The organism is Kribbella sp. CWNU-51 (assembly GCF_054073265.1).
Genome location: NZ_JBSXMZ010000030.1, coordinates 1 through 7,399 on the forward strand (window position 1 = coordinate 1; position 7,399 = coordinate 7,399).

The following is a 7,399-nucleotide window of genomic DNA, read 5'->3' on the forward strand; positions in this document are numbered from 1 at the left end:
CTACCACACCCCCCGCGAAATGTTCGCTACCCTCCTCATCGACGACCTACACCGCGTTGCGACCACCCCCTGATCTCGCCGACCGGAATGTTCCCCACAGTGGGGTTGTAGCGCCGGGTGCGCCTTAGGCGGTCAGTCCGGTCTTGGCGTCCAGTTGCTGGAGCAGGTCGTGTGCGGCCAGTTCCACGGACTTGTGGCGCCACTCGGCTGCTCGGTACACGCAGGCGATCAGCGCTGTGCGGTGGATTCGGCGGAAATCGCCCAGGACGAAGGCGTAGCGGGCCTTGGTCTCGTCCGTTGCACCCTCGGTCAGCCCGAGGTGCCAGGCGGCGTACTCCTCCCAGCTGTGCTTGTCCAGGAACGCGTTCTGGTCGTCCGCCCGAGGCTGCGCCTCACCCCAGTCGCTGTCCAGAACGTACTGCCGGCCGTCGATCAGACGCTTCGCCTGCTCGACTGCCGCCGGGTTTACCTCGTACTTGGCCATACGTCCAGTGTCACGGGTGGGCGCTGGCGCGCCAGCGGTTCGGGCCGGGGTAAAGGGAGTGGCGGGCGTTGCGCCAGTACGTGGCCCAGTTGCTTGGGCGCTCGGGCTCTGCGGTGGCGGACGGTGCGGCGGCGAGTGCCGTGACAACGGCGACCAGGGCGGCGAGTTCCTCCGGTGTCGGATCGCCCTTGACCACCCGCAGTACCTGCTCGCTCATCGAGCACTCCTTTCTCGTTGCGTCCGAAGAAATGTGGCCTATAGGCCTCGGATCTTCGGACGCAAGCGTCGCTACAGGGGGATGTTGCCGTGCTTCTTGGGTGGGAGCGTGTCGCGCTTGGTGCGGAGCAGACGCAGGCCGCGGACGATCTCGGCGCGGGTCTCGCTCGGTTTGACGACGGCGTCGACGTAACCGCGCTCGGCGGCGACGTACGGATTGGCCAGGTGGTCCTCGTACTCGGTGATCAGCTGCTGCCGGCGGGACTCCGGGTCCTCGGCGCCGGCCAGCTCGCGACGGTAGAGGATGTTCACCGCGCCCTGTGCGCCCATCACCGCGATCTGCGCGGTCGGCCAGGCAAGGTTGATGTCCGCCCCCAGGTGCTTCGAACCCATCACGTCGTACGCGCCGCCGTAGGCCTTGCGGGTGATCACGGTGATCATCGGGACGGTCGCCTCGGCGTAGGCGTAGATCAGCTTGGCGCCGCGGCGGATGATCCCGTTCCACTCCTGGTCGGTGCCGGGCAGGAAGCCCGGTACGTCGACGAAGGTCAGGATCGGCACGTTGAACGCGTCGCAGGTGCGGACGAACCGGGCCGCCTTCTCGGACGCGTCGATGTCGAGGGTGCCGGCGTACTGCATCGGCTGGTTCGCGACCACGCCGACCGGGCGGCCCTCGACCCGGCCGAAGCCGACGATGATGTTCGGCGCGAACAGCGTCTGCACCTCGAGGAACTCGCCGTCGTCGATCACCGCCTCGATCGCGGTGTGCATGTCGTACGGCTGGTTCGGCGAGTCCGGGATCAGCGTGTCCAGGGCCAGGTCGGTATCGGTCAGCTCCAGGTCGGCCGGGGCGTCGTACACCGGCGGGTCCTCGAGGTTGTTCTGCGGGAGGTGACCGACCAGGGCCTTCACCCACTCGATCGCGTCCTCCTCGTCGCTGCCGAGGTAGTGCGCGTTGCCGGACTTGGTGTTGTGCGTCCGGGCGCCGCCGAGCTCCTCCTGGGTGACGTCCTCGCCGGTGACGGTCTTGATCACGTCCGGGCCGGTGATGAACATGTACGACGACTCGTCCACCATCACGGTGAAGTCGGTGACCGCGGGGGAGTAGACCGCGCCGCCGGCACACGGGCCCATGATCAGTGAGATCTGCGGGATCACGCCCGAGGCACGGACGTTGCGGCGGAAGATCTCGCCGTACAGGCCGAGGCTGACCACGCCCTCCTGGATCCGCGCGCCGCCGGAGTCGTTGATGCCGATCAGCGGGCAGCCGATCTTGGTGGCCAGGTCCATCACCTTGACGATCTTCTCACCGAAGACCTCGCCCAGGCTGCCGCCGAAGACGGTGAAGTCCTGCGCGAACACGCAGACCTGGCGGCCGTCGATGGTGCCGAACCCGGTCACCACGCCGTCGCCGTACGGGCGGTTGCCGTCCAGGCCGAAGCTCGTCGAGCGGTGTCTGGCGAACTCGTCCAGCTCGGAGAAGGAGCCCTCGTCCAGCAGCAGGGCGATCCGCTCCCGGGCGGTCTTCTTCCCGCGGGCGTGCTGCTTCTCCACCGCGCGCTCCGACCCGGCGTGGACGGCCTCGTCGAGCCGGTGCTCGAGGTCCGCGATCTTCCCGGCGGTGGTGTGGATGTTCACGGTCTCTCCCATAAGCGGGCAGCCTAACTGTCCGGTAGCCGTTCGCGGGCTGTGACGTCCACCGCAACGGTTCCGCTGAACCGGGTCACCGGTACGTTTCCGGCGTGGCGGACGCGAATGTCAGGGCACTGATCCAGGCAGTCAACCGGCTCGTCGTCGAGGACACGGGCCCCAGGTCGCCGGCGACCGGCGACCAGATCGTCGGACGCGTCACACGGTCCGATCAGGAGCGGCTGGGCCCGGCCAGGATGGCACTGGTCGCCGCCGAGGCCATGGCCGAGGTCTATGGCGACGAGCCCGGCACCGCCCGCCGCGAGGCAGCCGGCGCCGACCGAGCCCGGGCGGACAACCCGCTCCGCTTCGCCCCCGGCCACGATCCCGCAACCACGACCCCGCGTACCACCACCGCTCCCGCGAACGCGCCGACCGCCACCCAGTCCGCTGCTTCCCTCCAGTCCGAGCCTCGCGACCGCGACCGCTGACCGAGCGGACCTGTCGGGTGCCACCATTGGCGGGTGGAGTACGCCGAGTTCGATGCCGAACGTCGCCGGATCGCCCGTGCATGGGGGCGTGAGATCACCGATCCGGAGCAGTTGGCCGCGGCCGTCGAACGGCTGCGTGAACAGGCGGCGACCGTACCCGGTGAGGCGGACCGCGACCGCGCGATGCGCTATCTGACGACGCTCGACGACCTGGTCGCCGAGGTCGGGGTGCCGGAGAGCGAGGCGGTACGGCGGGCTTCCGACGTACTGCTGGAGGCATCGCGGCCGGAGGGTACGCCGGCCGAGCGACGGGCTCGTGCGGAGGCCGGGATGACCGAGATCGCGCGGATCGCCGCAGCGGCCCCCACTGCCGGTGAGCGCGACGCGGTGCTGGAGATGAACGAGTCCCTGGCCGCGATCGTGGCCTCGGCAGACGCGGCCAGGTTTGCCGCTGATCCCGCGATGGCTCCGGCCGGCCGGATCGAGGCTCCGAGCCTGGCCCCGGCTCCTCGCGCCGCTGCCTCGACCGGGCCGAAGGTGCCGGCCCGTGACCGCTGACCGTGCCGATCGAGGTCGGCATCCGCTGATGGTTCGGCCACCGGATGAGAGGATGGGCGGATGGAGTACGGGGACTTCGACGCCGAGCGCCGCCGGATCGTGCGGGCCTGGGGAAGCGAGCTCACGGATCCGGACGAGCTGGCCGCGGCCGTCGAACGGCTGCGTGAACAGGCGGCGACCGTGCCGGACGACGCCGACCGGGCGAAGGCGATCCGCTACCTGACGACGCTCGACGACCTGGTCACCGAAGCCCGGACCCCGGAGAGCGAGGCGGTACGGCGGGCTTCCGACGTACTGCTGGAGGCATCGCGGCCGGAGGGTACGCCGGCCGAGCGCCGCGCTCGTGCGGAGGCCGGGATGGCCGAGATCGCGCGGATCGCGGGCGCCGCACCGACCGTCGGCGAGCGCGACGCCGCCCTGGAGATGAACGAGACCCTGGTCCAGATCATCACGATGATCGACCTGGGGTCTGCGGTGGACTGAGATGGCGGGGAGGATCGTCCGCAGCGCCGGCAGCGAGGCCCCCGATCTCGCCAACGGGCTCTGGGAACGTGTCCGGGACGCGGTCTCGGCCGAGTCGGGCTCGCGTACGTCGCTGTGGAACGGGACGCTGAACTACACCACCAAGGAGACCTACCGCGGTGCGGCGTACCCCGACGGGAAGGTGGAGCTCAACCGGGAACTGGTGGTCGAGCCGCTGCAGCAGATGTACGCGACCAGGGGGCAGCCGGCCACGGAGCAGCAGTGGATCGAGCGCCGGAACGCGCTGAAGACGGTCGCGCACGAATTCAACCACCTCGCCGGCCCGGAGGGCTTCACTCACGCCCGCTGGAACGCCGACCTGGGGCCGATGGAGTTCAGACCGCTCGAAGAAGGGGTCACCGAGGCCTGGAGCCAGGGCCAGCTCGACCAAATCGCCGACCGCGTGCTCCCGCCGGACCTGGCCGCTCAGGTGAAGGCGGTCCGCGGGCCGCACTCGTACCCCGCTTACGAACCGGCGGCGCGCGCGTTCGCCGACCAGGTTGGAGCCGAGGCCAACCTGTCCGGCAACGAGGTGCTCAGCCGGATGGCCAGCCAGCCTCCGAGGTCGAAGGGGCGCGCCGCGGCCGACGTGCTGTTCGACCACTCGGACCTGCCCAAGCTCGTCCCCGCCGACCAGCAGGAGACGGTCCGCCAGCAGCTCGCCGCTCAGATCGACCGGGATTTCGCGGACCTGCAGTCCATGGATACGAGCACGGCCCCCAACCTCCGATCCATCTCCCGCGCCCGCGGCCAGGAAATCGCCGACGCCGCCTCAGACACAATCCGTGGCACCGAGAACCACTACCGCGCCCTCCTGGAACAGCAGCGAAGCCAGCAACTCCAAACCACCCAACAACAATCCACCACGCGCGAACAACCAACCCTGCAACTACCCCGCCTACAACAACAGCCGGGTCGGCAAGCCGCCGGCCGGCAGACAGTCCCCCAGCGACACCCCGGCCATCAGGCGGTCCCACAGCAGCAACCTCGCCGGCAGGTCCCGCAAGTGCAGCGGCAGTTCCCGATACTGCAACCGCAGCAGGCACCAACCCAACCGCTGCAACCACCACCCCAACCGCAACCGCAACCGCCGGCCCAGCCGCAGCCGTGGCAACAAGCACCCACGCATCAGCCTCCGCCACCCCAGCACCAGCCACAGCAGCAGGCGCCGGGGCAGTACCAGCCACAGCAACAGCCATCCGCCTGGCAGCAGCCGCCTGGGCAGTATCAGCCAGAGCAGCAGCCATCCGCCTGGCAGCAGCCCACGCAGCCGCAGTACCAGCCTTTCCAGCAGTATCCGCAGCAGCCGCAAGCTCAGCAGTACCCGCAGGCTCAGCAGTACCCGCAGCAAGCGCAGTCGGCGCAACCGCAGGCGCAAGGGCATCCGCAGCGGCAGCAGACGCCTCGGCAGTATCAGCCTCAGCAGGCGGCAACGCCGCAGCCTGCGCAGCCGCCGCGACCGCAGCAGGCTTGGCAGCAGCCGCGGTCTCCGCAGCAGCCGCAGTACCCGCAGCAGCCGCAGGCTCAGGCGCAGCCGCAGTGGCCGGCGGGTCAGTACCCGCCTCAGCAGGTGCAAGCTCCGCAGTCGCAGCAGGGGTGGTGGCAGCAGCCGCAGTCTCCGCAGCAGCAGCAGCAGCCGCCGCAGCCGCAGTACCCGCAGCAGCCGCAGGCTCAGCAGCAGCCGCAGTGGCCGGCGGGTCAGTACCCGCCTCAGCAGGTGCAAGCTCCGCAGTCGCAGCAGGGGTGGTGGCAGCAGCCGCAGTCTCCGCAGCAGCCGCAGTCTCCGCAGCAGCAGCAGCAGCCGCAGTACCCGCAGCAGCCGCAGGCTCAGCAGCAGTCGGGGCAGCAGCCGTGGTACCAGCAGTCCGCGCAGCCGGGGTCGGCTGGGCGGGGGGATGGGGGGCGGGCGTCTGATCAGGATGTGGCGGAGTTGCGGGCTGTGCTTGATCATCAGGCGCCTGCTGCCGGGGCCACGCGAGTACGTCAGGGGCGGGCGACCGCGGCCCGACGCGGCGGGGCTCAGGCGACGGAGCAGTCGGCCGTCCGCACCACCGACGTCCCGAGCAGGTGATCCGCGGACCCAGGTGACCGCAGATGCACGTGACCCGCAGATGACGTGACCCGCGGACGCGCGTGACCCGCGGACGCGCGTGACCCGCTCGCCGCTGGGTGGTTCAGGTGCGGCCGACGGTGAAAGCCAGGGGAGGCGGTGGTGAGGTCACGCCGGGCCGACGGCGAAGATCTTGGTAAGGCGGGCGGCCAGGGCCAGGTCGCCGCGGACCGAGAGGCGCTGTTTGAGGACCGCGAGGACCGGGTCCTCGTTGCCGGTGACGACGCGGAGCAGGGTGGCGGGGTCGGTGCGGATGGAGATGTCCGCGGCCTCCGGCTGATCGGCGAGCACCGTGCAGCGGCCGTCGCGGATCCGGATCCACAGCTCGTCGACCTCGTCCGGCCGACCGTCCCCGCCCGCCCCCGTGATCTGCCAGGCGACCACAGCGTCGAACCCGGCTGCGCGGGCGGGTCGGAGGTACTCCGGCATCCGGCGAAAGATCTCGCGCAACGCGATCTCTCGCACACCCCCGATGAGCCGATGCCGAAGCTCCCGCTCCGAGGTCCGGTCGACCAACCGGGCCAACTCACTCGCGTCCAGGGTGGTGAGACCTTCGGACTCGAGCCAGCCGGCACTGCCTCGCTCGGCCATCGCGACCACCCCCGGGCAGTTCCTACCAGACCGTAGGAATTTCCTACGATCTGGTAGGTTTGTCAAGTGGTCGGGGACTCCGAAAAACGCCGCCGGGCGGCGCATCTCGGCCCGGAGCGCCGGCGCCCGATGATCCTGGACGCCGCCCTCGAGGTGTTCTCCGCGAACGGCTACGCCGGTACGACGATGCAGTCGGTGGCGGACGCGGCCGGCGTCACCAAACCCGTCGTCTACGACAGCTTCGCGAACCGCGACGAGCTGCTGCTGGCCCTGCTCGCCCGGGAAGAGCAGCATCTGGTCGCCTCGGTCGTCTCCGCGCTTCCTGCCGACCCGAGCGTGGGCACCCCCGAGGAGCACGTCCTCGAGGGCCTGACCGCCTTCCTCACCACCGCGGCGAAGAGCCCGCAGTCCTGGCGGATCGTCTTCGGAGCCCAGTACGGCGCCGCGCCCGCGGTGGCCGAGCGCGTCCGCGCCGCCCGTGCCTTCCTGGTCGAGGGTCTGCGGCTGACCCTGCTGCAGTCCCTGCCCGGCGTCACCGACCCGGATGCGAACCTGCCGGTCCTGGCCGAGATGCTCGCCTCGATGACCGAGGCCTGCGCCCGGATGCTCGTCGTGGACGGCACCGAGCGCACCCCGGTCGAACTGGCCAAGGTCGTCTCCCAGGTCGTCGGCGGCGGCTTCGCCAACGTCTGGTCGCCGAGTGGGGAGGATCCTGCTCGGCGAGATCAGGGGGTGGTCGCAACGCGGTGTAGGTCGTCGATGAGGAGGGTAGCGAACATTTCGCGGGGGGTGTGGTAG

Annotated in this window: 9 protein-coding genes; 5 read left to right on the forward strand and 4 right to left on the reverse strand. The window is 70.2% G+C overall.

What is annotated here, in order from left to right:
- Positions 1–124: 124 nt before the first annotated feature.
- The 3 genes from ACXC9Q_RS28760 to ACXC9Q_RS28770 all read right to left on the reverse strand — a co-directional run bounded on the left by ACXC9Q_RS28760 (position 125) and on the right by ACXC9Q_RS28770 (position 2,350).
- Complete coding sequence (locus ACXC9Q_RS28760) at positions 125–484, reverse strand: hypothetical protein (RefSeq protein WP_457059752.1); 360 nt, start codon at positions 482–484, stop codon at positions 125–127.
- Between the two features lie 10 nt (positions 485–494).
- On the reverse strand, positions 495–701 hold the full coding sequence (locus ACXC9Q_RS28765) for an acyl-CoA carboxylase subunit epsilon (RefSeq protein ID WP_457059753.1): 207 nt from the start codon (positions 699–701) through the stop codon (positions 495–497).
- 71 nt (positions 702–772) lie between these two features.
- A complete protein-coding gene (locus ACXC9Q_RS28770; RefSeq protein ID WP_457059754.1) occupies positions 773–2,350 on the reverse strand; it encodes an acyl-CoA carboxylase subunit beta in 1,578 nt (525 codons plus the stop codon).
- Between the two features lie 92 nt (positions 2,351–2,442).
- On the opposite strand from ACXC9Q_RS28770, the gene ACXC9Q_RS28775 reads away from it, so the two are divergent.
- The 4 genes from ACXC9Q_RS28775 to ACXC9Q_RS28790 are packed head-to-tail and all read left to right on the forward strand — an operon-like array spanning position 2,443 to position 5,971.
- Positions 2,443–2,820 carry a hypothetical protein gene (locus tag ACXC9Q_RS28775; protein ID WP_457059755.1) on the forward strand — a complete coding sequence of 126 codons (378 nt, stop codon included), beginning with the start codon at positions 2,443–2,445 and terminating at the stop codon, positions 2,818–2,820.
- 33 nt (positions 2,821–2,853) lie between these two features.
- Positions 2,854–3,378: a hypothetical protein gene (locus tag ACXC9Q_RS28780; protein ID WP_457059756.1), complete on the forward strand. Its 525-nt coding sequence runs from the start codon at positions 2,854–2,856 to the stop codon at positions 3,376–3,378.
- Between the two features lie 60 nt (positions 3,379–3,438).
- Positions 3,439–3,861, forward strand: a complete 423-nt coding sequence (locus ACXC9Q_RS28785) for a hypothetical protein (protein WP_457059757.1) — start codon at positions 3,439–3,441, stop codon at positions 3,859–3,861.
- Between the two features lies 1 nt (position 3,862).
- Positions 3,863–5,971, forward strand: coding sequence for a hypothetical protein (locus ACXC9Q_RS28790; RefSeq protein WP_457059758.1), 2,109 nt, complete (start codon positions 3,863–3,865; stop codon positions 5,969–5,971).
- A gap of 147 nt (positions 5,972–6,118) precedes the next feature.
- Here ACXC9Q_RS28790 and ACXC9Q_RS28795 read toward each other — a convergent pair whose 3' ends face one another.
- Positions 6,119–6,601 carry an SCP2 sterol-binding domain-containing protein gene (locus ACXC9Q_RS28795; protein WP_457059759.1) on the reverse strand — a complete coding sequence of 161 codons (483 nt, stop codon included), beginning with the start codon at positions 6,599–6,601 and terminating at the stop codon, positions 6,119–6,121.
- Positions 6,602–6,667: 66 nt separating this feature from the next.
- Here ACXC9Q_RS28795 and ACXC9Q_RS28800 point away from each other — a divergent pair, with 66 nt between their 5' ends.
- Complete coding sequence (locus ACXC9Q_RS28800; RefSeq protein ID WP_457059760.1) at positions 6,668–7,399, forward strand: TetR/AcrR family transcriptional regulator; 732 nt, start codon at positions 6,668–6,670, stop codon at positions 7,397–7,399.